This is a genomic window from Curtobacterium sp. SP.BCp (genome assembly GCF_051903255.1).
Lineage (GTDB): Bacteria > Actinomycetota > Actinomycetes > Actinomycetales > Microbacteriaceae > Curtobacterium.
The window spans coordinates 1,009,442-1,035,006 of the sequence record NZ_CP194338.1 but is presented as its reverse complement, the minus strand read 5'-3'; the positions used below and the strand labels follow the sequence as shown (position 1 = coordinate 1,035,006).

Below are 25,565 nucleotides of genomic sequence, written 5' to 3'. Positions count from 1 at the left end.
CCCATCCGACGGAAGGCACCCCCGTGCGCGCAGCCATCATCCACGCCCCGAACGACGTCCGCGTCGAGGACCGCGACCGGCCGACCGTCCTGACGCCGGGGGACGTCGTCGTCCAGGTCGTCGCGGCGTGCGTCTGCGGCTCCGACCTCTGGCCCTACCGCGGCGTGACCGAGACGAAGCGGCCGCGGCCGATCGGCCACGAGCTCGTCGGCACGGTGGTGGAGGTCGGCGACGCGGTCACCGACCTGCACGAGGGCGACTTCGTCATCTCCCCCTTCACCATGAACGACGGCACGTGCCAGGCCTGCCGCCACGGCATGACCACCGGGTGCGAGCACCTGTCCGGGTTCGGCGGGAAGGACGCGTACGGCGACCCGGTCGGCGGCGCGCAGGCCGAGTACGTGCGCATCCCGGACGCCTCGGCGACGCTCGTGGCGGTCCCCGGGCCGGTCGACCCCGCGCTCGTCCCGTCGCTCCTCACCCTGTCGGACGTGTTCTCCACCGGACACCACGCCGCGGTGTCGGCACAGGTCGGCCCCGGGCGGACCGTCGTCGTGGTCGGCGACGGCGCGGTGGGGCTCTCGGCGGTGCTCGCGTCGAAGCGACTCGGGGCGGAGCGCATCATCGCGATGAGCCGACACGCCGACCGGCAGGCCCTCGCACGGGAGTTCGGCGCCACCGACATCGTCTCGGAGCGCGGTGCCGAGGGCGTCGCGGCGATCCGCGAGCTGCTCGGCGGGGACCTCGCCGACTCAGCGGTCGAGGCCGTCGGCACCGAGGAGAGCATGGACCAGGCCCTGCACTCGGTCCGCCCCGGTGGCGCACTCGGGTTCGTCGGGGTCCCCCACGGGGTGCCGACCATCGGGACGCGCTACCTCTTCGACACGAACATCTCCGTCGCGGGCGGGATGGCCCCGGCCCGGAAGTACATCCCCGAGCTGCTGCCCGACGTGCTCTCGGGCGCGATCGACCCGGGCCGGGTGTTCGACCTCGAGCTGCCGCTCGACGAGACCGCCGAGGCGTACCGGGCGATGGACGAGCGTCGCGCGATCAAGGTGCTGCTCCGCCCGTAGTCCGCGTTCCGCGGTGCGGAACTCGTGTTTCGGATCTGTGAACAAACCTTTCAGTAAAGAAGGTTGTCCGTTACAGTCCTCGCATGAGCACTCGCGGACGCACCCCCGGCCAGCCCGGTCTGCTGCGCGTGCTCAACGACCGAGCCGCCCTCGAGCTGCTCCTCGACGAGGGGCCGCTCACCCGGAACGAGATCGCGGGCCGCACCGGGCTGAGCAAGCCCACCGCAGCTGAGATCATCCGCCGACTCGAGTCCGCCGACCTCATCCGCGCCGCGGGCACCGAGGCCCAGGCCGGCCGGCGTGGCCCGAGCGCGGCGGTGTACGAGGCCATCACCGACCGTGACCTCGCGGTGGCCGTCGACGTCCAGCTCGTCGACGTCCGCTCCACCGTCGTGGACGCGGTCGGTCGGCCCTACCCGGTCGCCACGCACACCATGACGCCCGACGAGGTGCGCGCCCCCGGAGCGGACATCGTCGCCGCCGCGATCGCCCGTGCAGCGTCGGCTGCCGGCATCGACGAGGACCTCGTCACGGCGGTCGCGGTCGGTGTGCAGGCCTCGGTCGACCACACCACGGACACCCTGATCTTCACCGACGGCCTGCCCGGCTGGCCGCGTGAGCGTGTCGCGGCGACGCTCTCGGCCGAACTCGGTGTGCAGGTCGTCGTCGAGAACGACGCCAACCTCGCCGCGATCGCCGAGCGGAGCATGGGCGCCGGCCGGACCGTCGGCTCCTTCGCCCTGTTCTGGATGGCCGAGGGCCTCGGCATGGCACTCGACCTCGACGGCCGCTTGCACACCGGGGCCTCCGGAGCCGCCGGTGAGATCGGCTACCTCGGTGTGCCCGCCGACGCACGCCCCATCGACCCGACGGCCACGATCATCGCGGACCTCATCTCCGAGTCCGCGATCACCGCGCTCGCCGCCGAGCACGGGATCACCGCACCGGACGGCTCACCGACCGACTGGCGCGAGGTGCTCCTGCGGCTGCCCGGACTCCCCGAGCAGCACCCCTTCACGACCGCCCTCGGCGAGCGCATCGGGCACAACGTGCTCCCCGCCCTCGCCGTCGCCGATCCCGAGACGGTCGTCCTGCACGGCCCGACCGGCATCGCGGGCGGTCCCGCCCTGGCCGCCGCCGTGACCGCCTGGCTCCGGACCCGCACCCGCTGGTCCACCGCCGTGGTCGCACCCGGTGTCCCCGACACACCCGTCCTGCACGGAGCACGGCACGTCCTCATCGACGTGGTGCGCTCCGCACTCGCCGCCCGGGTCGACCGCATCAGTGACGATGCACCGACCCCCGTCGAGCGCACCTGACCAGCACCACCCACCCGCACCACTCGAGGCACCACCACCAGCCCTGTCCCAGGGCTCTTCGGCGCGCCCGGAAACGGGCCGCGCCGGAGCGAGCGCAGAGAGCGAGTCCCACATGTCACTCCCCAGTCCCAGGATCCGGCGGATCGTCGCCGCGACCGCCGTCGCCGCCACCGGAGCGCTCGTCATCGCGGGCTGCAGTTCGGGGTCGAGCGCCGACAGCATCGACAAGACCGCGCCGAAGGAGCTCACGGGCACCGTCTCCCTCTGGCACTTCTTCACGGGCCGTGAGGCCGGCGTGGTCAAGTCGGCCGTCGCGGGCTTCGAGAAGGCCAACCCCGGCGTCACGGTCGACATCCACGCCGGCCAGGACGACGAGAAGCTGCAGAAGGCGATCTCGTCGGGCCAGAACATCGACGTCGGCCTGTCCTACTCGACCGCGATCGTCGGGAGCTTCTGCTCGTCCGGTGCCTTCCGCGACCTCACTCCGTACGTCGAGCGGGACAAGGTCGACCTCTCCGACATCCCGAAGGCCGTGCGGTCGTACACCGAGTACAAGGGCAAGCGCTGCACCCTCCCGGCCCTCGCCGACGTCAGCGCGCTCATGTACAACAAGCCGCTGCTCGAGAAGGCCGGCATCAGCACCCCGCCGAAGACCCTCGACGAGCTGAAGACCGACGCACTCAAGCTCACGACCTACAACGCCGACGGATCGATCAAGACCCTCGGCTTCAACCCGCTCATCGACTTCTACGAGAACTCCCCGGAGCACTGGGCGCCGATGATCGACGGCTCGTGGCTCGACAGCAAGGGCAACAGCGTCATCGGCACCTCCGACGCCTGGAAGAAGCTCATCACCTGGCAGAAGGACTTCGTCGACGAGATCGGCTACGACAAGCTCAAGGCGTTCACGTCCGGCCTCGGGCAGGAGTTCGCGGCCGACAACGCGTTCCAGACCGGCCAGGTCGCCATGCAGATCGACGGCGAGTACCGGACGGCGTTCATCAAGGACCAGAAGCCGGACCTCGACTACGGCACCGCCCCCACCCCGGTGATGGAGGGCCTCGGCAACTACGGCTCGACCTACATCGCGGGCAACGTGGCGGGCATCGCGAAGGGGTCGAAGCACCCCGAGCTCGCCTGGGCACTCCTGAAGTACCTGTCGACGAACACCGACGCGCAGGTCACGATGGCGAACGGGCTGAAGAACATCCCGACGATCACCTCGGCACTCGAGTCGCCGAAGCTCGAGGTCGACGAGAACTACAAGACCTTCGTCGACGTCGCGGGCAACAAGGACACGATGACCTCGCCCGGCACCGCCGACGGCGCCGCCTACATCGGCACCTTCACGAAGTTCTGGCAGGCGTACCAAGAGAACGGCGGGAACCTCGACCAGAAGCTGAAGCAGCTCGACGAGGACATCGACAACGCCAACCAGCTGGCGGGTCCGTGATGACGGACGTCACCACCCCCGGAACGGACAGCCTGGAGGCGCGGCCCACCCGCGCCTCCCGGCCGGCCGGCCCAGCCGGGTCGCCTCGCACCCCATCCGGTGCGCCCGCGCGCACGTCGCGTCGGCGCCGCAGCGCCGAGTCCCGGCGTCGCACCGTCGCCCTGACGATGCTCGCGCCGGCGATCCTCGGGCTCGTGGTCTTCTTCGCGTACCCGTTGGTCGCGTCGATCGTGTACTCGTTCACGCGGTACAACCAGCTGCAGGAGCCGCAGTTCGTCGGGCTGCTCAACTACCGCTTCCTGTTCACGCAGGACCCGCAGATCGGGGCCGCGGTCGTCAACACGATCTGGTTCGTGGTGATCCTCGTGCCGGTCCGGATCGTCTGCGCACTGCTCGTCGCCGGGCTGCTCAGCCGAGCGAAGGCGGCCACCGGGTTCTGGCGGACGCTGTTCTACCTGCCGGCGCTGGTGCCGCCCGTGGCGAGTGTCGTCGCGTTCGTGTTCCTGTTCAACCCCGGCACCGGGCCCGTGAACCAGATCCTGCGGTTCTTCGGCATCGACGGTCCCCTGTGGTTCAACGACCCGGCGTGGTCGAAGCCGTCGCTCGTGATCATGGGCGTCTGGGTCATGGGCGACATCATGATCATCTTCCTCGCGGCGCTGCTCGACGTCCCCCGTGACCTCTACGAGGCAGCGTCACTCGACGGCGCCAACGGCCCGCAACAGGTGCGCCACATCACCCTGCCGACCATCGCGCCCGTCATCGGGTTCGCGGTCGTCACGGGGGTGATCGCGGCGCTGCAGTACTTCACCGAGGCAGCCGTCGCATCCGGGGTGGCGTCGGGCAAGGCGACGATCGGTGGTGGCACGGCGGCGCAGCTCGGGTACCCGGGCACCTCGCTGCTGACCTACACCGAGCTGCTGTACCAGCACGGGTTCGCGAACTTCCAGTTCGGCTACGCCTCCGCGATGGCCGTGGTGCTGTTCGTGGTCACCGCGATCGTCCTCGTCCTCACCATGCGCCGCATCTCCGTGTTCCGGCCGGAGGACGGATCATGAGCACAGTCGACCCGAGGACACCGACACTGCGGCCGGAGGCCGTCCGCGCTGTGGAGCTGCCGTCTCCCACACCCCTCCGAACCGCCCGCGGCCCGCGCCGGAGCCTGCTGGTCTGGATCGCCGAGCACGCGGCCCTCGTCGCGCTCGGGGTGGTCACCATCGCCCCGATCGTGTTCGTCGTGCTGACGTCGCTCATGTCGAGCAACCAGGCCCTGACGGCGTCGATCATCCCGAAGCCGTTCGACCTCGCGAACTACGGCCGGGTGTTCACCGAGCTGCCCCTCGCGCAGTGGTTCGGCAACTCCGCGCTGTACGCCGTGCTCGCGACCGCGTTCATGCTCCTCAGCTCTGTTCCGGCGGCGTACGCCCTCGCCCAGATCAGGTTCCGGGGCGCGAACGCGATCTTCACGATCATCATCGTGGCGATGCTCCTGCCACCGCAGGTCACCGCCGTGCCCGTCTACGTGATGTGGTCCGAACTGCACCTCACCGGGACGCTGTGGCCACTGATCCTGCCGAACCTGCTCGGCGACGCGTTCAGCATCTTCCTGCTCCGCCAGTTCTTCCTGACGATCCCGAAGGAGTACGGCGACGCCGCCCGCATGGACGGCTGCAGCGAGTGGGGCGTGCTCGCCCGCGTCGTCGTCCCGATGGCACGGCCGGGCATCGCGTCGGCGGCGATCTTCATGTTCTTCCACTCCTGGAACGACTACTACGGGCCGCTGCTCTACGCGTCCGAGAACCAGGCCGCGTGGCCGGTGGCGTACGGCCTCGCCACGTTCCGCGGTCAGCACGGCACCGACTGGTCGATGACGATGGCGATGACCGTCGTCGTCATGGTCCCGGTCGTCGTCATCTTCTTCTTCGCACAGAAGGCATTCGTCGAGGGCATCGCGCTCACCGGCGTGAAGGGATAGCACCACAGTGAAACTCACGGTCATCGGTGGCGGATCCACCTACACCCCCGAACTCGTGGACGGCTTCGCCCGGCTCCGCGACCAGCTGCCGATCGACGAGCTCTGGCTCGTCGACCCCGACCCCGAGCGCCGCCGGTTGGTCGGCGGCGTCGCGCAGCGGATGTTCGCGCACGCCGGGCACCCGGGCACGGTGCACGTCACGGACGACGTGGTGGCCGGGGTGTCGGACGCCGACGCCGTCATGTTCCAGCTCCGCATCGGCGGACAGGCGGCGCGGCAGCAGGACGAGACGTGGCCGCACGAGGCGTGCTGCATCGGCCAGGAGACCACCGGACCCGGCGGGTTCGCCAAGGCGCTCCGGACGGTGCCGGTGGTCCTCGAGTACGCAGATCTGGTCCGCGAGCACGCGAAGCCCGACGCCTGGATCGTGGACTTCACGAACCCCGTCGGCATCGTCACCCGTGCGCTGCTCGACGCCGGGCACCGCGCGGTCGGGCTCTGCAACGTCGCGATCGGGTTCCAGCGCCGCTTCGCCCGCGAGTTCGACGTCGCCCCCGAGGCGGTCCGGCTCGACCACGTCGGCCTGAACCACCTGACGTGGGAGCGCGGGGTGCACGTCCGGTCCGCCGACGGGACGGAGCGCGACGTCCTGCCGGACCTCCTCGCCGCCGACAGCGGAGCCCTCGACCGGATGGCCGAGAGCGTGCACATGCCCGCCGACCTCATCCGACTCCAGCACGCCGTGCCCTCGTACTACCTCCGCTACTTCTACGCCCACGACGTCGTGCTCGAGGAGCAGTTGCACGAGCGCACCCGCGCCGAGGCCGTCATGGACACCGAGCGGGCACTGCTCGCGAAGTACGCCGACGAGGCCGTCGTGACGAAGCCGGCCGAGCTCGAACAGCGCGGCGGCGCGTACTACTCCGAGGCCGCGATCGACGTGCTGTCCTCGATCCTCGGCGACCGCGGCGACGTGCAGGTCCTCAACGTGCGGAACGACGGCACGTTCCCGTTCCTCCCCGACGACCACGTCATCGAGGTCCCGGCGCGCGTCACCCGGCAGGCGATCACCCCGCTGCCGGTCGCGCCGCTCGCTCCGGACATGGCCGGACTCGTCTCGCACGTGGCCGGCTACGAGCGGCTCGCCCTCGAGGCCGCGCTCCACGGTGGCCGCGACCGGGTGCTCCGGGCGATGTGGGCGCACCCGCTCGTCGGACAGGTCGACAAGGCCGAGCGCCTGACCGACCTGCTGCTCGCCGCGAACGCCGACCTCCTCCCCTGGGCGGGCGGCGCGCTCGCCGGAGCACGATGACCACCGCGGACGGCGTGGTCCGCGCGCCGAGTGATTCCGGGTACGGCTCGGACGACGTCGTGCGCTCCGACGACGTCGTGCTCGCCGTCGACGGCGGCGGCAGCAAGACCGACGTCGTCGCGATCGGGCTCGACGGTTCGCTGATCGCCCACGCCCGAGGGCCGGGATCGAACCCGCAGACGCGGGGTTGGGCGGCCGTCGGACCGGTGCTCGACGAGGTCCGCGCCGCCGTGCTCGACGAGATCGGCACACGCGAGGTCCGGACGACACACGTCTACCTCGCCGGGCTCGACCTGCACGACGAGCTCGTCGCGGCCGAGGCAGCACTCGCCCACTGGTCGGAGGACGGCGGAGCACCGGACGTCCTCGACAACGACCTGTTCGCCCTGCTCCGTGCCGGGACGCTCTCGCCCGACGCCGCGGCGCTCGTCTGCGGCACGGGCATCAACGCCCTCGCGGTCCGGGCCGACGGCGCCACGATCCGCTACCCGGCGATCGGCGACGTCTCGGGCGACTGGGGCGGTGGCGCCTACCTCGGCAACCGGGCACTCTGGCACGCCGCCCGCGCCGACGACGGCCGCGGCCCGGCGACCGCCCTCGTCGACGCCGTCCCGCGGTCGCTCGGGTTCCGGTCCGTCCGCGAGGTCACGGAGGCCCTGCACTTCGGACGCCTCGAGCCCGCTGCCGTCGGTCGGCTCTGCCCGGTGCTCTTCGACGTCGCCGGCGACGGGGACGCGGTCGCCCGGTCGGTCATCGAGCGGCAGGCGGAGGAGATCGTGCTCATGGCCTCGGTCGCACTCGAACGGCTCGGTCTCGGCGGCACGGACACCCCGGTGCCGATCGTGCTCGGCGGCGGGGTCCTCGCGGCACGGCACCCACTCCTCGTCGAGCCGGTCGTCGCCGGGTTCGCCGAGCGGGTGCCGGGTGCGGTCCCGACGTGGGTCACGGCGCCGCCGGTGCTCGGCGCGGGACTCGCGGCGCTCGAGTCGGTCGGGGCCGGACCGGAAGCGCTGGACCGGTACCGCGCAGCGGTCCTCGGACGCGAGTTCGCGTCGACGGCCGCGCCGATCGTCTGACCGCACCACACGACGGACGGGAGGCCCGTGGCGGCGCCGCCACGGGCCTCCCGTCCGTCTGCTGCGTGCGTTGCGCGCAGAGCGCGGCCCGCCCGATCACCCGAGTCTCGGCTGTGCGGACTCTTTCGCGACGCCCCGCCCACGAGGGTGTCCGCGGGGCCGAGCCTCGGCCGTGCCGTGCCGCTACGCGGCGGCCGCGACCGCCCGGCCGAGCAGGCCGAGCGTGTCCACGACCCGGTTCGAGAAGCCCCACTCGTTGTCGTACCATGCGACGACCTTCACGTGCCGGCCACCGTCGACCCGGGTGAGGAGCGAGTCGAAGATGCTCGACGCCGGGTTCTGCTGGACGTCCGTCGACACGATCGGGTCGCTCGTGTACGCGAGCACCCCGGCGAGCGCTCCTCCGGCGGCGGCACGGTAGGCGGCGTTGACCTCGTCGACGGTGACGTCCCGCCCGACGACCGTGTTGAGCTCCACGATGGACCCGACCGGGACCGGCACCCGGATCGCGTCCCCGGACAGCTTGCCGTCGAGGCGCGGCAACACCAGACCGATCGCCTTCGCCGCGCCGGTGGTGGTCGGCGCGATGTTGACCGCGGCCGCGCGGGCCCGGCGGAGGTCCCGGTGCGGGCCGTCCTGCAGGTTCTGCTCCTGCGTGTACGCGTGCACGGTCGTCATGAAGCCGTGCTCGATGCCGGCGAGGTCGTCGAGGACGGAGGCGAGCGGTGCCAGCGCGTTCGTCGTGCAGGACGCGTTCGACACCACCGTGTGCCGGTCCGTGTCGAACGCGTCCGTGTTGACGCCGTACGCCAGGGTCACGTCGGCACCGGTCGCCGGAGCGCTGATGAGCACCCGTCGTGCGCCGGCGTCGAGGTGTTGCGCCGCGGCCTCGCGGGAGGTGAACCGGCCGGTGGACTCGAGGACGACGTCGACGCCCAGCTCGCCCCACGGCAGGGCGGACGGTTCGCGCTCGGCGAGCACACGGATGCGGTGCCCGTCGACGACCAGGAAGTCGGTGCCGTCGTCGTGCGCGACCTCGACGGTCCCGTCGAAGGGCCCGAGGGCGGAGTCGTACCGGAACAGGTGCGCGAGGGTGTCGGGCGCGGTCAGGTCGTTGACGGCGACGACCTCGAGCCGGTCACCGTCGGAGCGGTGGGCGGCGTCTCCTGCGCGCGCGAGCAGGGCGCGGAGCGTGTTGCGACCGATGCGGCCGAAGCCGTTGATGCCGATGCGGGTCATGGCGTTCCTTTCGTTCGACCTCCATGCTCACCGGCGGCCGCGGACTCCCCCAGTGGCGCTCTCGCCCTCTTCCGGAAGGATCTCGCCAAGCTCCCTCACTCCTGCTGGAACGTCCTCCGGTACGCCGTCGGCGTCACCCCGAGCACGCGCCGGAAGTGCAGCCGGAGGTTCGCGTCCGTCCCGAGTCCCACCCGTGCGGCGACCTGGTCGATGGCGAGGTCGGACCGCTCGAGGAGCTCTCGTGCGAGGTCGACCCGTGCCCGCAGCACCCACTGCATCGGGGTGTACCCGGTCCCCTCGACGAAGCGCCGCGAGAACGTCCGGGTGGAGACCGCCGCGTGTCCGGCCAGGTCGGCGAGGGTGAGCGGATCCCCGAGGTGCCGCAGTGCCCACTCCCGGGTGTCGGCGTACGTTGCGTCGGTCGGCTCCGGGACCGAGCGCTCGATGTACTGCGCCTGCCCGCCGCTGCGGTGCGGCGCACTGACGAGCCGTCGCGCGACGTGGTTCGCGAGCCCGACGCCGTGGTCGCGCCGCACGAGGTGCAGGCAGAGGTCGATGCCGCTCGCCGCTCCCGCGCTGGTCAGGACGCTGCCCTCGTCGACGAAGAGGACGTCCTCGTCGACGTCGACCGCGGGGTACCGGTCACGGAGGACCCGCGTGTAGTGCCAGTGCGTCGTCGCCCGACGCCCGTCGAGGAGTCCTGCGGCGGCGAGCGCGAACGCTCCGGTCGAGATCGCCGCGATGCGCTTGCCGTCGGCGTGGGCTCCCCGGAGGGCACGGACGACGGCCTCGGGCGGTGGGGTGTCAGCCGGGAAGCGGTAGCCCGGCACGAAGACCGTCTCGGCCCAGTCCACGGCTTCGAGCCCGCGGCCGACGGCGTACGAGAGTCCGTCGCCGCCCCGTACCGTGCCCGCTCGTGGGCCACAGACCCGGACCTCGTACGGCATGCTCGGGCGGTTCGAGAACACCTGCGCGGGGATCCCGACGTCGAGGGGCTTCGCGCCGGGCAGGACGAGGACGGCCACGCGGTGCGGACGATCGGCCATGCGCCGACGCTAGCGGATCAGCTACGACCACCGGGCGGACCGGCCGTGGCAGCCGCCGGGGTCAGGTGTCGTGGACGGCCAGGACGCGGTGCGGGGACGCGGCCTCGGCGACCCAGCCGGTCGGCAGTGCCCGTCGGAGCTCGTCGACCGTGAAGCTCCGTCGGATCGACCGGAGTCCGTCGACCCGCACGAAGGTGCCCGCGGCCACGAGGGGCGACGCCAGGGCGTAGGAACGGTAGGCGCTGCGCGAGCGCCGGATGTCGGAGTGCACCACCCGTGACGCGGCGAGGCGCACGGAGTCGGCGAGGAAGCCGGAGCGTTCGTCGTCGCCGAGGTGGTGCAGCACGTGGTTCGAGACCACCACGTCGAAGCGTTCACCGGCCGCGACGAGGTCCCCGCTCGACGCTTCCCGGAACGTCGCGCCCCGGAGCCGCGATCGGCTGGCCGCGGCGATCGCACGCGGGTCGGGGTCGACGCCGACGACCTCGACGTCGAAACCGTCGCTCGCCGCCCACCGCACGAGTGCACGGGCGAGGTCGCCGCCGCCGCACCCGAGGTCGAGCACCCGGCCCCGCCCGGTCGGCGGCAGCGCGGGCATGACGTGCGTCCGCCACGCCGTCCGCCACCCGCTCACGAGGGCGTTCACCACGGCGAAGCGCCGGAAGGTCCGGTCCAGCGCGCGCGGGTCGCAGTCGGGGTCGTCCATCAGCTCGCGCAACGTGAGGTCACGGACCGAGAGGTCGACCGGGAGGCGCGGCGCGGCCCCGTCGCGCCGGCTCACGGCCGGCCTGCGGTCACCGCTGCGCCGGTGGCGACCGGGTCGGTGTCGGTCGCGTCGGTGGCGTCGGCGTCGGCGTCGGCGTCGGCCGCGACGGTCGCCGACGCGGCTCCGGCGAGTTCGGTGCGCGCCGGTGCCGCCACGGTGAGGCGCGCGCACTCCACGGTGAGTCCCGGCCCGAACGCGAGGGCGATGACCGGGTCACCGTCCTCGAGGCCGCTCCCGAGTGCCTCGGCGAGCACGAACAGGACGGTCGCGCTCGACATGTTCCCGTGCTCCCGGAGGACGGTCCGGCTCGCGGCGAGGGCGTCGGCGGGCAGCCCGAGCGCCTCCTCCGTCCGGTCGAGGATCGCCCGACCACCGGGGTGCACGGCCCAGGTCGGGACCGCAGCGGCCGGAGCGTCGCCGAGCAGCGGGGCGACCGCCGCACCGACGTGCTCCCCGATGAGCTTCGGGACGGCCGTGGAGAGCACCATCTCGAAGCCCTCGTCACCGATGTTCCACGCCATGTCGCCCGCACCCTCGGCCACGACGCTCGTCGCGAAGTCGTCGATCCGGAGGCCCGGGCCGTCAGCGGCGACCACCGCCGCCGCCGCCCCGTCGCCGAAGACGCTGTTCGACACGATCTGGTCCGGGTCGTCCGAGGTCCGGACGTGGAGCGTGCAGAGCTCGGCGCAGACGACGAGCACCACCGCGTCCGGGTCGGCGTCGACGAACGCGGCGGCGATGCGGAGCGCCGGGAACGCCGCACAGCAACCCATGAACCCGATGTGCTGCCGGAAGACCGAGGGGCGGAGGCCGAGCTGTTCGACGACGTCCAGGTCGGGCCCGGGCTGGGTGAACCCCGTGCACGAGACCGTCACGACGTGGGTGATCGTCTCCGGCGCCGTCCCCGCACGGTCGAGCGCGTCACGGGCGGACGCGACGAAGAGCGGCGGGGCGAGGACCCGGTACGCGTCGTTCCGGGACCCGGTCGACGGGGAGACCAGCGCACCCCGGACGTCGCGGAAGGCACCGGCGTCGGCCGCCGGGTCGAGCTCGGGCAGCACGGTGTGTCGCGTGTCCACGGCGGACCCGTCGAACGCCGCACCGATGAGCCGCTGCGCCAACCGCGACGTGGCGGTCTGACTGCGGAAGAGGTCGCGGACGGCGGACTGTCCGAGGGTCGTCTGCGGGACGGCGGTACCGATGGCGCGGATCGTTGCAGACACGACTCATCCTGTCACCGGGTCGCTGACGCGTCCCCAGGTTGCGTCGGAACGGGAACGGCACCGTGGAACGGACACAGCACCGTGGAGAACCACGGTGCTGTGTCCGGAACCTGGTTCGGCCGGGCTCGGCGGCGGGTGCGTCAGCCCTGCTGCGTCAGCCCTGCTGCGTCAGCCCTGCTGCGCCCGTTCGAGCACGAGCTCGCGGACGCGCGCGGCGTCGGCCTGGCCCTGCATGGCCTTCATGACCGCGCCGATGATCGCGCCGGCCGCCTGGACCTTGCCGTCCTGGATCTTCGCGAGGACGTCCGGCTGCGCGGCGAGTGCCTGGTCGACCGCGGCCGTGAGCGCGGAGTCGTCCGAGACGACCTTCAGCCCGCGCGACTCGACGACCTGCGCCGGCGAACCCTCACCGGCGATGACGCCTTCGAGGACCTGACGCGCGAGGCGGTCGGTGAGGTCGCCGGACTCGACGAGCGCGATGAGCTCGGCGACGTGCTGCGGCGACACGAGGTCGCCGGCGGCGGCGTCCTGTGCGTTCGCGACGCGGGTGATCTCACCCGTCCACCACTTGCGCGCGGCCTGGGGCGCTGCACCAGCCGCGACCGTGCCCTCGACCTCGTCGAGCAGGCCGCCGTTCACGACGTCCTGGAACTCGAGGTCGGCGAAGCCCCACTCGCCCTTGAGCCGACGACGACGAGCGACCGGCGCCTCCGGCAGCGCGGCACGCAGTTCCTCGACGAGCGCGGGGTCGGGCACGACGGGCAGGAGGTCGGGCTCCGGGAAGTAGCGGTAGTCGTCCGCGTCCGACTTCGGACGGCCGGCCGACGTGCGACCGGTGTCCTCGTGCCAGTGCCGGGTCTCCTGCGTGATCGCGCCGCCGGCTGCGAGGATCGCCGCCTGCCGCTGGATCTCGTAGCGGATGGCGCGTTCGACCGAGCGGAACGAGTTGACGTTCTTCGTCTCGGTGCGGGTCCCGAGCTTCTCCTGCCCGCGCGGGCGGAGCGAGATGTTCGCGTCGCAGCGGAGGTTGCCGCGCTCCATGCGGGCCTCGGAGACACCGAGCGCCCGGACGAGGTCACGGATGACCTGCACGTACGCCGCGCCGAGCTCGGGTGCACGGTGCTCGGCGCCGAAGATCGGCTTCGTGACGATCTCGACGAGCGGGACACCCGCACGGTTGTAGTCGACGAGCGAGTACTCGGCGCCCTGGATGCGTCCGGTGGCACCGCCGACGTGCGTGAGCTTGCCGGCGTCCTCCTCCATGTGGGCGCGCTCGATCGGCACCTGGAAGATGGTGCCGTCGGCGAGTTCGACCTCGACCTCGCCCTCGTACGCGATCGGCTCGTCGTACTGCGAGATCTGGTAGTTCTTCGGGTTGTCCGGGTAGAAGTAGTTCTTCCGCGCGAACCGCGACGACTCGGCGATCGAGCAACCGAGCGCGAGGCCGAGGCTGATCGAGTAGCGGACGGCCTGCTCGTTGACGACCGGCAGCGACCCGGGCAGCCCGAGGTCGACCGGCGTCACGTTCGTGTTCGGCTCGCCGCCGAAGAAGTTCGGCGCGTCGGAGAACATCTTGGTCTTCGTGCCGAGCTCGACGTGCACCTCGAACCCGAGCACCGGCTCGTAGCGTTCGAGTGCCTCGTCGAAGTCCATCAGGGCTTCCTTCTGCGCCATCAGATCACGCCTTCCTGCGCTGCCGACTGCTGGGAGGCGTCCAGGTCGGGGATTCGGTCGATGAGCGGGGCGCCCCACTGCTGCTCGAGCAGTCGCTCGAGCGCGGCGCCGTACCGGTAGAGACGGGCGTCCTCACGCTGCGGCGCCATGAGCTGCACACCGGTCGGCAGGCCGTCCTCGGGCGCGAGGCCGTTCGGGATGCTCATGCCGGGCACACCCGCGAGGTTCGCCGGGATCGTGGTGAGGTCGTTGAGGTACATCGCCAGCGGGTCGTCCATGCGGTCGCCGAACGGCAGGGCCGTCGTCGGCGCGGAGGGGCTGAGGAGCAGGTCGACCTTGTCGAAGGCCGCCGCGAAGTCGCGCTGCACGAGCGTGCGCACCTTCTGCGCGGAGCCGTAGTACGCGTCGTAGTAGCCGGCGCTCAGCGCGTAGGTGCCGAGGATGATGCGTCGCTTGACCTCGGGGCCGAAGCCGACCTCACGCGTGGCGGCCATGACGTCCTCGACGGTCGCACCGTTCTCGGGCGTGACACGGAGGCCGAAGCGCACGGAGTCGAACTTCGCGAGGTTCGACGACGCCTCGGCCGGCAGGATCAGGTAGTACGCGCTGATCGCGTAGGCGAACGAGGGGGCGTCGATCTCGACGACCTCGGCACCTGCCGACTCGAGGAGCGCGACGGTCTCCTGGAACCGCTGGGTCACACCGGCCTGGAAGCCCTCGCCACCCGCGAGCTCCTTGACGACACCGACCGTGAGTCCGCGCAGCGTGTCGGCCTGGAGCCCCGCCCTGGCGGCGTCCGCCATCGAGGGCCACTCCGCCGGGATCGAGGTCGAGTCGCGCGGGTCGTGCCCGCCGATGACGTCGTGCAGCAGGGCGGCGTCGAGCACCGTTCGCGACACCGGGCCGATCTGGTCGAGCGACGACGCGAGGGCGATCGCGCCGTACCGGCTCACGCCGCCGTAGGTGGGCTTCACGCCGACGGTGCCGGTGAACGCGCCGGGCTGCCGGATCGAGCCACCGGTGTCGGAGCCGAGCGCGAAGGGCGCCTCGTACGCGGCGACCGCAGCCGCCGAGCCACCACCGGAGCCGCCGGGGACGCGGTCGAGGTCCCACGGGTTGTGGGTCGGGCCGTAGGCCGAGAACTGCGTGGTCGACCCCATGGCGAACTCGTCCATGTTGGTCTTGCCGATCGGCACCAGGCCGGCGGCACGCAGTTTGGCGACCGGGGTGGCGTCGTACGGGGGCCGCCAACCCTCGAGGATCTTCGATCCGGAGGTCGTCGGCATGTCCTGCGTGCACAGGACGTCCTTCACGGCCACGGGCACGCCGGCGAGCGCCCCGAGCTCGTCACCGGCCGCGCGGCGTGAGTCCACCGACTTCGCGACGGCGAGGGCGTTCTCGTTGACGTGGAGGAAGGCGTGCACGTCCCCGTCGACGGCAGCGATGCGGTCGAGGTGGGCCTGCGTGGCCTCGACGCTCGAGACGTCGCGGGCGACGAGGGCATCGGCGAGCGCAGCGGCGCTCAGCTTGGTGATGTCGGTCACGGTCGTGGCCCCTTACTGCTCTTCGCCGAGGATGGCGGTGACCCGGAAACGCTCACCGTCGGAGTCGGGCGCACCGGAGAGCGCCTGCTCCTGCGTGAGGGTCGTCCCGACCTCGTCCGGGCGGGTGACGTTCTCGAGCGGGACCGGGTGGCTCGTCGCCGGGACGTCGGGCGTCGCGACCTCGGTGACCTTGGCGACGCTCTCGACGATGTGCGCGAGCTCCCCGGTCATCTTTTCGATCTCGTCGGGCGTGAGTGCGATACGCGCGAGGCTCGCCAGGTGGGCGACCTGCTCGCTCGTGATGTCAGGCATGGTGCTCCGTCGATTGCGTTCGTGGGATGCGCACCAGTCTATTGCCGAGGTCCGGCGGGCCTGCCCGCCGGACGAGACGCCGTGGACGGAGCGCGTCGCACCACCGCCGGTGCAGGAACGAGCCGCACTCGCCCGTGCGGGGGCGAGCCGCGCCGGCGTGCCCCAGCCGGGCGCGGCGTCGCGACCCGGCCGTCCGCACGTCGGCGACGGGGAGACGGGGCCGAGCCGTGCCTCCCGGCCGTCACCCGCCGGTCGTACCGCCCTTGCCCGCCCCGCCGCTCTTCCCGCCGGCACCGCCCGCCCCGGCTCCGCCGGCGGAGCCGGTGCCACCGGCACCCGCGGGTGCAGCCGGCGCGCCCGTCTGCTGCTGACCGGGCTGCTGCGTCCCGGAGGACGGCTGGTCCCCCGGCGTCGCGGGCGAACCCGACCCGTCGCCGGACTGCGAGCCCGCCGAGCCCGCCGAGCCCGACGACGAGGACGACGAGGACGACGCGGACGAGGACGACGACGCGTGTCCGATCATCGCCGGGTCCGGCGTCGGCAGCGCATCGCCGCCGTAGTGCCCGTCGAGGTAGGTCATCATCTGCTTGCCGACCCCGAACTTCGCGCTGTACCCGGTCGTGTTCTGCAGGAACGGCGTGTTCGCGAGCCCGACGTTGCCCTGCACGTTGCCGATCCAGGTCGCGTTCGTGTACTTCGTGCTCGACGCCACGAGCCAGTTCTGCACGTCGCTGTCGGTCGTGCCCGTCTTCGCGAACTTCGGGATGGAGTCGTTCGGGTTGGCGCTCGCGGCCGTGCCGTTGCCCTTCAGCACACCCTGGAGCGCGTAGTCGACCGTGCCGGCGACGGCCGGGTCCACGCCCTGGGTGCAGGACGACTTCGTGGGCGTGATCTTCGTGCCGTCGGCCTCGGTGACGGAGTCGATCGCGGTCGGGGTGCAGACGATGCCGTCGTTCGCGAAGCCCGCGTACGCCTCGGCGAGGTCGATGGGCGAGAGGTTGTTCGTGCCGAGGATCATCGACGGGACCGAGCTGATCTTGCCGCCGTTCGCGAGGTGGATGCCCATCTTCTCGGCGAGGTTCGCGATGTTGCACAGGTCGAGCTGCTTGCCCATGGCGGCGAAGGCGGTGTTGATCGACTCGCTCGTCGCGGCCTGCACCGACATCGAGGCCGGGACCGCCTCGGCGTTCGCCACGTTCCACACTCCCCCGATCCCCTCGCACGAGTTGGTGAACTCGGACGCCTGGTACGTGTGCTCGGTCGTGCTCACCGAGTCGCTCAGCGTGTGCCCGGTGGCGAGCCACTCCGCGAGCGTGAACACCTTGAACGTCGAACCGGTCTGGAACCCGCCCGAGTTGCCGTACGCCGTGTCCGCGCTGTAGTTCACCGCGGTCGTGCCCGGCGCACTGCTGTCGCCCTGCGTGTAGGCGGTGTTCTGCACCATCGACAGGATGCGGCCGGTCCCCGGTTCCACCGTGACGTTCGAGCCGCCGACGTCGACACCGGCCATCGTCGCGGGGACGTAGGCGGACAGAGCCGACTGCCCCTGCGCCTGCAGGTCGAGGTCGAGCGAGGTGTGGATCTGCAGACCCTTCGTGTCGAGCGTCGCGATGCGCTCGGCCGCGGTCTTGCCGAACGCCGGGTCCTGCAGCACCTCGTCGCGCACGTAGTCGCAGAAGTAGCCCGCGTCGAAGCCGGTGGCGGCGGTCGAGCAGCCGTTCGCCGTCGCGGTGATCTTCGGCTGGATCGGCGTCGCGATGGCCGCGGTCATCTGCGCCTTCGTGATCGAGTGGTGCGCCTCCATCCGCCGGAGGACGTAGTCGCGACGCTCCTTCGTGAGGGCGTAGCCGTTCGCCTTGCCGTTCGCCTTGTCGCTCGGCTGGTCGATGCGCAGGTTCGACGGGTTGTTGAGGATCGCCACGAGGGTCGCGGACTGCACGAGGGAGAGGTCCTTCGCGTGCACGCCGAAGTAGTACTCGGCGCCGGCCTCGGCACCGTAGACCCGGCCGCCGAGCCCGACGATGTTGAGGTACCCGGTGAGGATCTGGTCCTTCGAGTACTTCTTGTTCACGGCGATCGCGTACCGCATCTCCTGCAGCTTGCGCTGCGGGGTGACGCCGGCCGCGTCCGCGTAGCAGGCGTCGACCTTCGCCTTCGTGGCGGCCGCGTCCTTGCCGGTCAGCGACTCGCACTGCTGCACGAGGACGTTCTTGACGTACTGCTGCGTGATGCTCGACCCGCCCTGGACGTCGCCGCCGACCGCGGTCGCCGCCGCGCCCCGGAGGGTGCCGATGACGTCGATGCCGCCCTCGTCGTAGAAGCGGGGGTCCTCGGTGTCGATGGCGGCCTCCTTGAGGGAGTCCGCCATCTGCGCGCTCGTCACGTTCGTCCGGTTCTCGGCGTAGAACGACGCGATCTTGACCTGCTTGCCGCCCTTCGTCGCGTAGACGGCGGACACCTGCTGCGGCGTCTGGATGTCGAGGTAGTCGGGCAGGTCCTCGAAGAACGAGGCCGCCCCGGACGCCCCCTCGCCGACGACCGCCACGGCGGGCGTGACGGCGACGGTCACGAGCATCCCCGCGAGGACGGACATGCCGAGGAAGGTCAGGAGGGCCGCCGGCCACCGGATCACACGCATGGCGAGCACGCTAGGTGGGCGCCCTGGGTTGGTTCTGCCGCGGAACCACCGCAGACTGCACCGTCGCTCAGGTTGCCGCTCAGGCTGACGACGTACCCGCTCGGCTCCCGCGCGGGGTTGCGGATCCGGCCTGGAGGCACGGCGAACCCCCCGACGGACCGGCCGTCGGTCACGATCGGGTCACGGTGCACCCCGGCACGGTCGCGTCAATCGCGCTGCTGGACGTCCTGGGGCCGGACGAGGTACATGTCCGGCGTGCCCGGCACACCACCACCGCCGGTGCCTTCGCCCCGTCGGAGCTGCTCGCGCACCAGGTCGCCCCGGCCGACGGCGATGAGGGCCACGTCGTGCAGCGATGCGGTGCCGGGCTTGAGGTAGTCGTTGTGTCCCGACGGACGACGGAACACGTCACCCGCCGCACTGGTGTCCGCGCTCCCGGCGAGGTCGAGCAGGGTCGAGCCGAAGGACGCCGAGCCGGGGTCGGTGCCGAAGTACCCGGACCCGGCGATCGGGTCGCTGTGTGCACCCCCGACGAACACCTCGCCCCGGGTCACCGCGAGCTGCGATGCCGTCCGGACGGAGCTGCCGGGCGACCCGAGCACGGTGAGGCTGTCCGCGTGCATCCGCCCCGAGGCCAGGGCGATGAGCGCCGTCGTCGAGCCGTACGAGTGCGCGACGATGTTCAGGCGCGGCTGTTCGGTGCCGCGGACCTCCCGCAGCCCGGTCACCGCACGCTCGAGCCGTTCGGCTCCGGTCTGAGCGAGCGAGAGCGACAGGATGTTCGACAGGTCCGGCGTGCGGTACCCCATCCACGCCACGACGGCCACGCCGTGTCCGTGCCCCGCAGCGGCCAGGGGCGCGAGCGTCGCCTGCTCCGTGGCGAGGTCGTTCGCGGTGTCGGTGAAGTCCCGCATCTGGCCGGTGACGGTGAAGAACATGCCGGGGACGACGACGGTCACGTCGGCCGCGGTCGTGAGGTCGCCGATCGCGATCGCTGCCCGTCCGGCACCGCGGGTGTCGAGCGTGACGAGCGTCCGCCGGGGGTCTCCGGGAGCGGACTCGAGTGAGCGGCGGACCTGGCCGAGCATCGCGGTCTCGGCGGACGGGGTGGCGGGGTCCTCGAGCGCTGCGGTGAGCGTGATGCGGTTCGCGCGGTCCCGGACGGCGTACGGAACGCCATCGAGGTTGCCGACGACCCCCGGCGCGAGGGTCTCCAGGACCTGGTGCTCGTCGTCGCCGAGACCTGCCCACCACGACGCGACCTGCCGCGCCGTCGGCGGGTCGTCCTGCACGGTGGCCACGACGGCCGGGTCGACGGCCACGCGCCGGAGGTCGGCGGTCGGCATCGACACCAGGTCGTCGAGGAACTCGTTGCCCGGGGCGTGCGCGACGGCGTCGGCGTCGATCTGTACCCCGATCGACGCACTCTGGGGTACTGAGGCGTCCTCGAGGAGGCGCTGCGCGGTGTGCACGACGGCCACCGGGGTGGGAGCGGGCACGGCGGGGGCCTCGACCACTCCGAACGAGTGCATCGAGGCGGTGAGCAGAGCCGCGGCGATGAGCAGCAATCGGGTCTCCCCCGGGAAGGCCGTCCCGTCGTCCCCCTGCAGACGACGGGTGATGCTCCGTCGAGTCTACGGAAACCGGCCCCTCTGGGAACATGCCTGTTGCAACTTGGCCCCCCAACTGGGTGCACCGAGGGGTGTGCCGCTCTGAGCGGACACGAGTACGGCGTGCTCCTGAGTGCTGCTCAGTCTTCTGCGGGCGTCTCCGGTGCGTCCCCGAGCGCGTCCGGGCCCTCGGTCACGAGCACCCGGAACTGCTCGGCATCGATGATCCGCACCCCGAGCTGCTCCGCCTTCGTCAGCTTCGACCCGGCCCCCGGACCGGCCGCGACGAAGTCGGTCTTCTTGCTGACGCTCGACGCCGCCTTGCCGCCCGCGGCGAGGATCGCCTCCTGCGCACCTTCGCGCGTGTACCCCTCGAGCGTGCCCGTGGCGACGACCGTGACCCCGGTCAGGACCCCGCCCTCGGCAGCGGCCGCACCCGGCCCGGGGTGGCCCGGGATCGCGAACCGCACCCCTGCCGCGGTCCACCGGTCGACGATGTCGCGGTGCCAGTCGACGTCGAACCAGGCGAGCAGGGCGTCGGCGATGATCCCGCCGACCCCGTCCACCGCCGCGAGGTCGTCGCGGGTCGCCGCACGGATCGCTTCGAGGGAGCCGAAGTGCGTGGCGAGTGCGCGCGCCGCGACCGGTCCGACGTGCCGGATGTTCAGCGCCACGAGCTGGCGCCAGAGGTCCTTCGTCTTCGCGGCGTCGATGTTCGCGAGCATCTCGAACGCGTTCTTGGACGGGTAGCGGCTCGGCTCGCCCGTGTAGTCCGCGCCGTGGGCTCCGGGGTCGAACGGCGGGTCGGTCTTCTTGCGCGCGCGGCTGAACGGCGTCACGCGCTTCGGCGAACCGGCGTCGTCGGTCTTCTGCATGCCGGTCTCGGCGTCGCGGACGATCACCTCGATCGGGACGATGTGCTCCATCGTCAGGTCGAACAGCCCGGCCTCGGTCACGAGCGGCGGGGTCTCCGGGTGCGACGGCTGGGTCAGCGCGGCCGCGGCGACCTCGCCGAGGCCCTCGATGTCGAGCGAGCCGCGCGAGGCGATGTGCTCCACCCGGCCCCGGACCTGCGCGGGGCAGCTCTTCGCGTTCGGGCACCGCAGGTCCTTGTCGCCCTCCTTCGCGGGGGCGAGGGGCGTCCCGCACTCCGGGCACGCCACGGGCATGACGAACTCGCGCTCGGTGCCGTCGCGGAGCTCGACGACCGGGCCGAGCACCTCCGGGATGACGTCGCCGGCCTTGCGGAGCACCACCGTGTCGCCGATGAGGACGCCCTTCGCCTTGACGACGTCCTGGTTGTGCAGCGTGGCCTGCCGCACGACGGACCCGGCGACCTCGGCCGGCTCCATCGAGGCGAACGGGGTCGCACGGCCGGTGCGCCCGACGCTCACCACGATGTCGAGCAGCTTGGTGTGGACCTCTTCCGGCGGGTACTTGTACGCGATCGCCCACCGCGGCGCGCGCGAGGTCGATCCGAGTTCCTCGTGCAGGGCGAGGTCGTCGACCTTGATCACGATGCCGTCGATCTGGTGCTCGACCGATGCGCGACGGTCGCCGTACTCGCGCACGAAGGCGAGGACCTCGTCCACCGTGTCGAACACCCGGTAGTGCGAACTCGTCGGCAGCCCCCAGGTCTGCAGCAGCTCGTAGACCTCGGACTGCGAGTGCGCCTCGGTCGCGCGCTCGAGCTCGCGCACGGGCCACGCGCCGATGCCGTGCACGAGCATCCGGAGCCGGCGCAGACGGTCCACCATGAGGGCACGCTTCGCCTCGGACTTGCCCTCCTCCTTCTGCCGGAGGGACCCAGCGGCCGCGTTGCGCGGGTTGGCGAAGACCTTCTCGCCCGCCTCGCGCTGCTTCGCGTTGAGCTCGTCGAACTCGGCGACGGGGAAGAAGATCTCGCCGCGGACCTCGACGATGGGCGGGTGACCGGTGCCCGACAGGCGGTCCGGGATCGTGCCCATGGTCCGCACGTTGCCGGTGACGTCCTCACCGACGACGCCGTCGCCGCGCGTGGCGGCCGAGACCAGTCGGCCGTCCTCGTACCGGAGGTTGATCGCGAGCCCGTCGATCTTCAGCTCGGTGAGCCACCGCACGCGTTCGGCACCGGCGTCGCGCTCGACCTTGGTCGCCCACTCCGTGAGTTCCTCGGGGCTGAACACGTTGTCGAGGCTGAGCATGCGCTCGGCGTGCTCGACCGGGGCGAACTGCGTCGTCTGCGCCTGGCCGCCGACGGTCTGCGTCGGGCTGTCCTCGGTCAGGAGCTCGGGGTGGAGCTCCTCGATCGCGGCGAGCCGGTGCTGCAGCGCGTCGTAGTCGGCGTCCGACGCGGTGGAGGCGTTGCCCTCGTAGTACTCGTGCCGGAGCTCGGTGATGCGGGCGCGGAGCCGGTCGACCTCACGCGCCGACTGGGCGGCGTCGAGGTCGGACGGGGCGGTCGTCTCGAACGTCGTGTCGTCGTCGGGCGTGCTCTCGCTCATGCCCTCATTTCTACCGGCAACCACCGACCGAGCGCGCAGCGATCACCCGGCCCGGGAGCGGCGAGGCGGCCGCGCGGTCAGGCGCCGACCGGCACCGCCGACACCGTCGCGTCGATCGTGCACTGCCCGAGCACGCGCGTGCCCACGTACACCACGGCCGTCTGCCCCGGAGCCACACCGGAGAGCGGCTCGTCGACGTCGATGACGAGCCGGCCGTCGGACACGCGTGCGGTCGCGGGCACCGGGTCGGCGTGCGCGCGGATCTGCACGTCGCACGCGAACGGCACCGACGGGTCTGCCGGGGCCGTACCCGCCCAGGTGAAGCGCTCGCCGGACATCGAGGACACGTCGAGCGCCTCCTTCGGGCCCACCACGACGGTGTTCTCCTTCGGGCGGATCTCGAGCACGAACCGCGGCTTCCCGTCGGGCGCGGGACGGCCGAGGTGCAGGCCCCGCCGCTGCCCGACGGTGTAGCCCGTCGCCCCCTGGTGCTCCCCCACGACCGTGCCGTCGCGCTCCACGACGTCGCCGGGGGCGGTGCCGACGCGGTCTGCGAGCCAGCCACGGGTGTCGCCGTCGGGGATGAAGCAGATGTCGTAGGAGTCGGGCTTCTGCGCCACGGTCAGCCCGCGGGCGGCGGCCTCGGCGCGGACCTCGTCCTTCGAGGGCGTGGCTCCGAGCGGGAACATCGCGTGCTGGAGCTGTTCGGCGGTCAGCACCCCGAGCACGTAGGACTGGTCCTTCGCCCACGCCGCGGCCCGGTGGAGCTCGCGCGACCCGTCCGGCCCGGTGACGACCGAGGCGTAGTGCCCGGTCGCGACCGCGTCGAACCCGAGGGCGAGCGCCTTCTCGAGCAGCGCCGCGAACTTGATCCGCTCGTTGCACCGCATGCAGGGGTTCGGCGTCCGGCCGGCCTGGTACTCGGCCACGAAGTCGTCGACGACGTCCTCCTTGAACCGCGCCGAGAAGTCCCACACGTAGTACGGGATGCCGAGCACCGAGGCCGCACGCTGAGCGTCCATCGAGTCCTCGATCGTGCAGCACCCGCGGCTGCCGGTCCGGAGCGTGCCCGGCATCCGGCTGAGGGCCAGGTGCACCCCGACCACGTCGTGTCCGGCGTCGACGGCCCGTGCCGCCGCGACCGCAGAGTCGACGCCACCGCTCATCGCTGCCAGTACTCGCATGCACCCAGGGTAAGCACCGGCGTAGCGTTGTGCGAACGATGCCCTCCGAGACCCCCGCCTTCGACCTCCGGGCGGTCGTCCTGTCCGGCTTCCTCCCCGCAGCCCTGTTCGCGATCGGAGAGGGCGCGATCATCCCGATCATCCCCATCGCCGCCGACAACCTCGGCGCGGGTCTGGCGTTCGCGGGCTTCGTCGCGTCGCTCATCCTCGTCGGCGAGCTCATCGGCGACGTGCCGTCCGGGGTCGTCGTCGGGCGGATCGGCGAGCGGAACGCGATGATCGGCGCGGCCGCAGTGTCGGTCGTCGGGCTGCTCGTCTGCGTCTGGTCGCCGAACCCGTGGGTCCTCGCGGTCGGGGTGTTCCTCGTCGGTGTCTCGACCGCCGTGTTCGCGCTCGCCCGGCACGCGTACATGACGACCGCGATCCCGGTGCACGTCCGGGCCCGCGCGCTGTCGAGCCTCGGCGGCGTGTTCCGCTTCGGCTACTTCATCGGCCCGTTCGTCTCGGCGGGCGTGATCCACCTCACGGGTGCGACGCAGAGCGCGTTCTGGATCCACGTCACCTGCTGCATGCTGGCGGCCGTCGTGCTCCTCGTCATCCGCGACCCGGCGACGGGCGCACGCGGCTTCCGGAAGCCGACCCGCGCCTCCCGGCCGGACACCGCGGTCCCCGCGACCGCCACGACCGTCGCGGAGCCGCCCACCGACACCGGCGCGCAGTTCGTGCAGGACGAGGCCCACGGCCTCTTCCGCACCATCCGCACCCACCGGAAGGTCCTGCTCCGTCTGGGCAGCGGTGCCGGCCTCATCGGCGCGCTCCGCGCCGGACGGCAGGTCATCCTGCCCCTGTGGGCCGTGAGCGTCGGCCTGGACGACTCCACCGCCGCGCTCGTCATCGGCATCGCCGGAGCCGTCGACTTCGCGCTGTTCTACACGAGCGGGCAGATCATGGACCGGTGGGGACGCCTCGCGAGCGCCCTCCCCTGCATGCTCGGACTCAGCATCAGCTACTTCCTGCTCGCCTGGTCGGGCCACCTCGACGCGCGCGTCGGCTGGTTCGTCGCGATCGCGATCGGGATGTCGCTCGCGAACGGCGTCGGCTCCGGCATCCTCATGACGCTCGGCGCGGACCTCGCTCCGCGGGACCACCCAGCGCCGTTCCTCGGCGCCTGGCGCTTCACCGGGGACTTCGGTTCGGCCGCCGCGCCCCTGGTCATCTCCGGGGTCACCGCCGTCGCGTCGATCGCGGTGGCGAGCGGCGTGATGGGCGTCCTCGGTCTGGTCGGCGCCGGGGTGCTCCTGCGGTACGTGCCGCGGTACCTCCCCCGCCGCTTGCGGTGACGGCGTCGACGGCGCTGCGCGCGTCGGGACGGCCGGGAGGCACGGTGCGCGTCCGTCCCGCCGGTCCCGCTCGGTAGACTGCCGATGCTCGCGGGAGTGGTGGAATTGGTAGACACGCAGGATTTAGGTTCCTGTGCCCCGGCGTGAGGGTTCGAGTCCCTCCTTCCGCACGACGGCGGTTCTCCGCACCTTCCTGGCCACGTCCGCAGATTCCTGGCCACGTCCGCAGACTCATACCGAGGGCGGATGGTCCGGACACGTGGGGACGGTACCCTGACCCCTGCGGGGTCGTCCTCGT

The 25,565-nt window shown here is 71.9% G+C and carries 19 protein-coding genes and 1 tRNA gene; 9 read left to right on the top strand and 11 right to left on the bottom strand.

What is annotated here, in order from left to right:
- Nucleotides 1-23: 23 nt before the first annotated feature.
- The 7 genes from ACRQ4C_RS05160 (at nt 24) to ACRQ4C_RS05130 (ending at nt 8,208) form a co-directional block, all read left to right on the top strand.
- The gene (locus tag ACRQ4C_RS05160) at nt 24-1,073 is read left to right on the top strand and encodes a zinc-binding dehydrogenase (RefSeq protein ID WP_290132444.1); all 1,050 of its coding nucleotides are present in this window, start codon (nt 24-26) and stop codon (nt 1,071-1,073) included.
- A gap of 83 nt (nt 1,074-1,156) precedes the next feature.
- On the top strand, nt 1,157-2,392 hold the full coding sequence (locus ACRQ4C_RS05155; RefSeq protein WP_439690369.1) for an ROK family protein: 1,236 nt from the start codon (nt 1,157-1,159) through the stop codon (nt 2,390-2,392).
- A 112-nt stretch (nt 2,393-2,504) separates the two neighbouring features.
- Complete coding sequence (locus ACRQ4C_RS05150; RefSeq protein ID WP_439690368.1) at nt 2,505-3,845, top strand: extracellular solute-binding protein; 1,341 nt, start codon at nt 2,505-2,507, stop codon at nt 3,843-3,845.
- Nucleotides 3,846-4,012: 167 nt separating this feature from the next.
- Nucleotides 4,013-4,903 (top strand): carbohydrate ABC transporter permease, encoded by an 891-nt coding sequence (locus tag ACRQ4C_RS05145; RefSeq protein WP_439690367.1) that lies wholly within the window; start codon nt 4,013-4,015, stop codon nt 4,901-4,903.
- Nucleotides 4,900-5,820, top strand: coding sequence for a carbohydrate ABC transporter permease (locus ACRQ4C_RS05140; protein WP_439690366.1), 921 nt, complete (start codon nt 4,900-4,902; stop codon nt 5,818-5,820). Before ACRQ4C_RS05145 ends, ACRQ4C_RS05140 begins: the two co-directional genes overlap by 4 nt.
- 7 nt (nt 5,821-5,827) lie before the next feature.
- The gene (locus tag ACRQ4C_RS05135) at nt 5,828-7,132 is read left to right on the top strand and encodes a 6-phospho-beta-glucosidase (RefSeq protein ID WP_439690365.1); all 1,305 of its coding nucleotides are present in this window, start codon (nt 5,828-5,830) and stop codon (nt 7,130-7,132) included.
- Nucleotides 7,129-8,208 (top strand): N-acetylglucosamine kinase, encoded by a 1,080-nt coding sequence (locus ACRQ4C_RS05130; protein ID WP_439690364.1) that lies wholly within the window; start codon nt 7,129-7,131, stop codon nt 8,206-8,208. Before ACRQ4C_RS05135 ends, ACRQ4C_RS05130 begins: the two co-directional genes overlap by 4 nt.
- Before the next feature lie 183 nt (nt 8,209-8,391).
- Here the strand turns inward: ACRQ4C_RS05130 and gap are convergent, their stop codons facing one another.
- The 11 genes from gap to mnmA form a co-directional block, all read right to left on the bottom strand.
- Nucleotides 8,392-9,447 carry a type I glyceraldehyde-3-phosphate dehydrogenase gene (gene gap / locus ACRQ4C_RS05125; RefSeq protein WP_439690363.1) on the bottom strand — a complete coding sequence of 352 codons (1,056 nt, stop codon included), beginning with the start codon at nt 9,445-9,447 and terminating at the stop codon, nt 8,392-8,394.
- A 95-nt stretch (nt 9,448-9,542) separates the two neighbouring features.
- A complete protein-coding gene (locus ACRQ4C_RS05120) occupies nt 9,543-10,493 on the bottom strand; it encodes a GlxA family transcriptional regulator (protein WP_400410026.1) in 951 nt (316 codons plus the stop codon).
- 61 nt (nt 10,494-10,554) lie between these two features.
- Entirely contained in the window at nt 10,555-11,274 is a 720-nt protein-coding gene (locus tag ACRQ4C_RS05115; protein ID WP_290132453.1) for a methyltransferase domain-containing protein, read from the bottom strand.
- A complete protein-coding gene (locus tag ACRQ4C_RS05110) occupies nt 11,271-12,482 on the bottom strand; it encodes a type III polyketide synthase (protein WP_439690362.1) in 1,212 nt (403 codons plus the stop codon). Before ACRQ4C_RS05110 ends, ACRQ4C_RS05115 begins: the two co-directional genes overlap by 4 nt.
- Nucleotides 12,483-12,650: 168 nt before the next feature.
- The gene (gene gatB / locus ACRQ4C_RS05105; protein ID WP_439690361.1) at nt 12,651-14,156 is read right to left on the bottom strand and encodes an Asp-tRNA(Asn)/Glu-tRNA(Gln) amidotransferase subunit GatB; all 1,506 of its coding nucleotides are present in this window, start codon (nt 14,154-14,156) and stop codon (nt 12,651-12,653) included.
- The gene (gene gatA / locus ACRQ4C_RS05100) at nt 14,156-15,700 is read right to left on the bottom strand and encodes an Asp-tRNA(Asn)/Glu-tRNA(Gln) amidotransferase subunit GatA (protein WP_290132456.1); all 1,545 of its coding nucleotides are present in this window, start codon (nt 15,698-15,700) and stop codon (nt 14,156-14,158) included. Before gatA ends, gatB begins: the two co-directional genes overlap by 1 nt.
- Before the next feature lie 12 nt (nt 15,701-15,712).
- Nucleotides 15,713-16,012: an Asp-tRNA(Asn)/Glu-tRNA(Gln) amidotransferase subunit GatC gene (gene gatC / locus ACRQ4C_RS05095; protein ID WP_290132457.1), complete on the bottom strand. Its 300-nt coding sequence runs from the start codon at nt 16,010-16,012 to the stop codon at nt 15,713-15,715.
- Nucleotides 16,013-16,253: 241 nt separating this feature from the next.
- The gene (locus ACRQ4C_RS05090) at nt 16,254-18,650 is read right to left on the bottom strand and encodes a transglycosylase domain-containing protein (RefSeq protein WP_439690360.1); all 2,397 of its coding nucleotides are present in this window, start codon (nt 18,648-18,650) and stop codon (nt 16,254-16,256) included.
- Nucleotides 18,651-18,856: 206 nt separating this feature from the next.
- Nucleotides 18,857-20,218, bottom strand: a complete 1,362-nt coding sequence (locus ACRQ4C_RS05085; RefSeq protein ID WP_439690359.1) for an alpha/beta hydrolase — start codon at nt 20,216-20,218, stop codon at nt 18,857-18,859.
- Nucleotides 20,219-20,400: 182 nt separating this feature from the next.
- Nucleotides 20,401-22,743: an NAD-dependent DNA ligase LigA gene (gene ligA, locus ACRQ4C_RS05080; RefSeq protein WP_439690358.1), complete on the bottom strand. Its 2,343-nt coding sequence runs from the start codon at nt 22,741-22,743 to the stop codon at nt 20,401-20,403.
- A gap of 77 nt (nt 22,744-22,820) precedes the next feature.
- Nucleotides 22,821-23,927 carry a tRNA 2-thiouridine(34) synthase MnmA gene (mnmA, locus tag ACRQ4C_RS05075; protein ID WP_439690357.1) on the bottom strand — a complete coding sequence of 369 codons (1,107 nt, stop codon included), beginning with the start codon at nt 23,925-23,927 and terminating at the stop codon, nt 22,821-22,823.
- 38 nt (nt 23,928-23,965) lie between these two features.
- Between mnmA and ACRQ4C_RS05070 the strand changes: the two genes are divergently transcribed.
- Complete coding sequence (locus ACRQ4C_RS05070) at nt 23,966-25,267, top strand: MFS transporter (RefSeq protein ID WP_439690356.1); 1,302 nt, start codon at nt 23,966-23,968, stop codon at nt 25,265-25,267.
- A 90-nt stretch (nt 25,268-25,357) separates the two neighbouring features.
- A tRNA-Leu gene (locus ACRQ4C_RS05065) sits at nt 25,358-25,437 on the top strand.
- Nucleotides 25,438-25,565 lie beyond the last annotated feature (128 nt).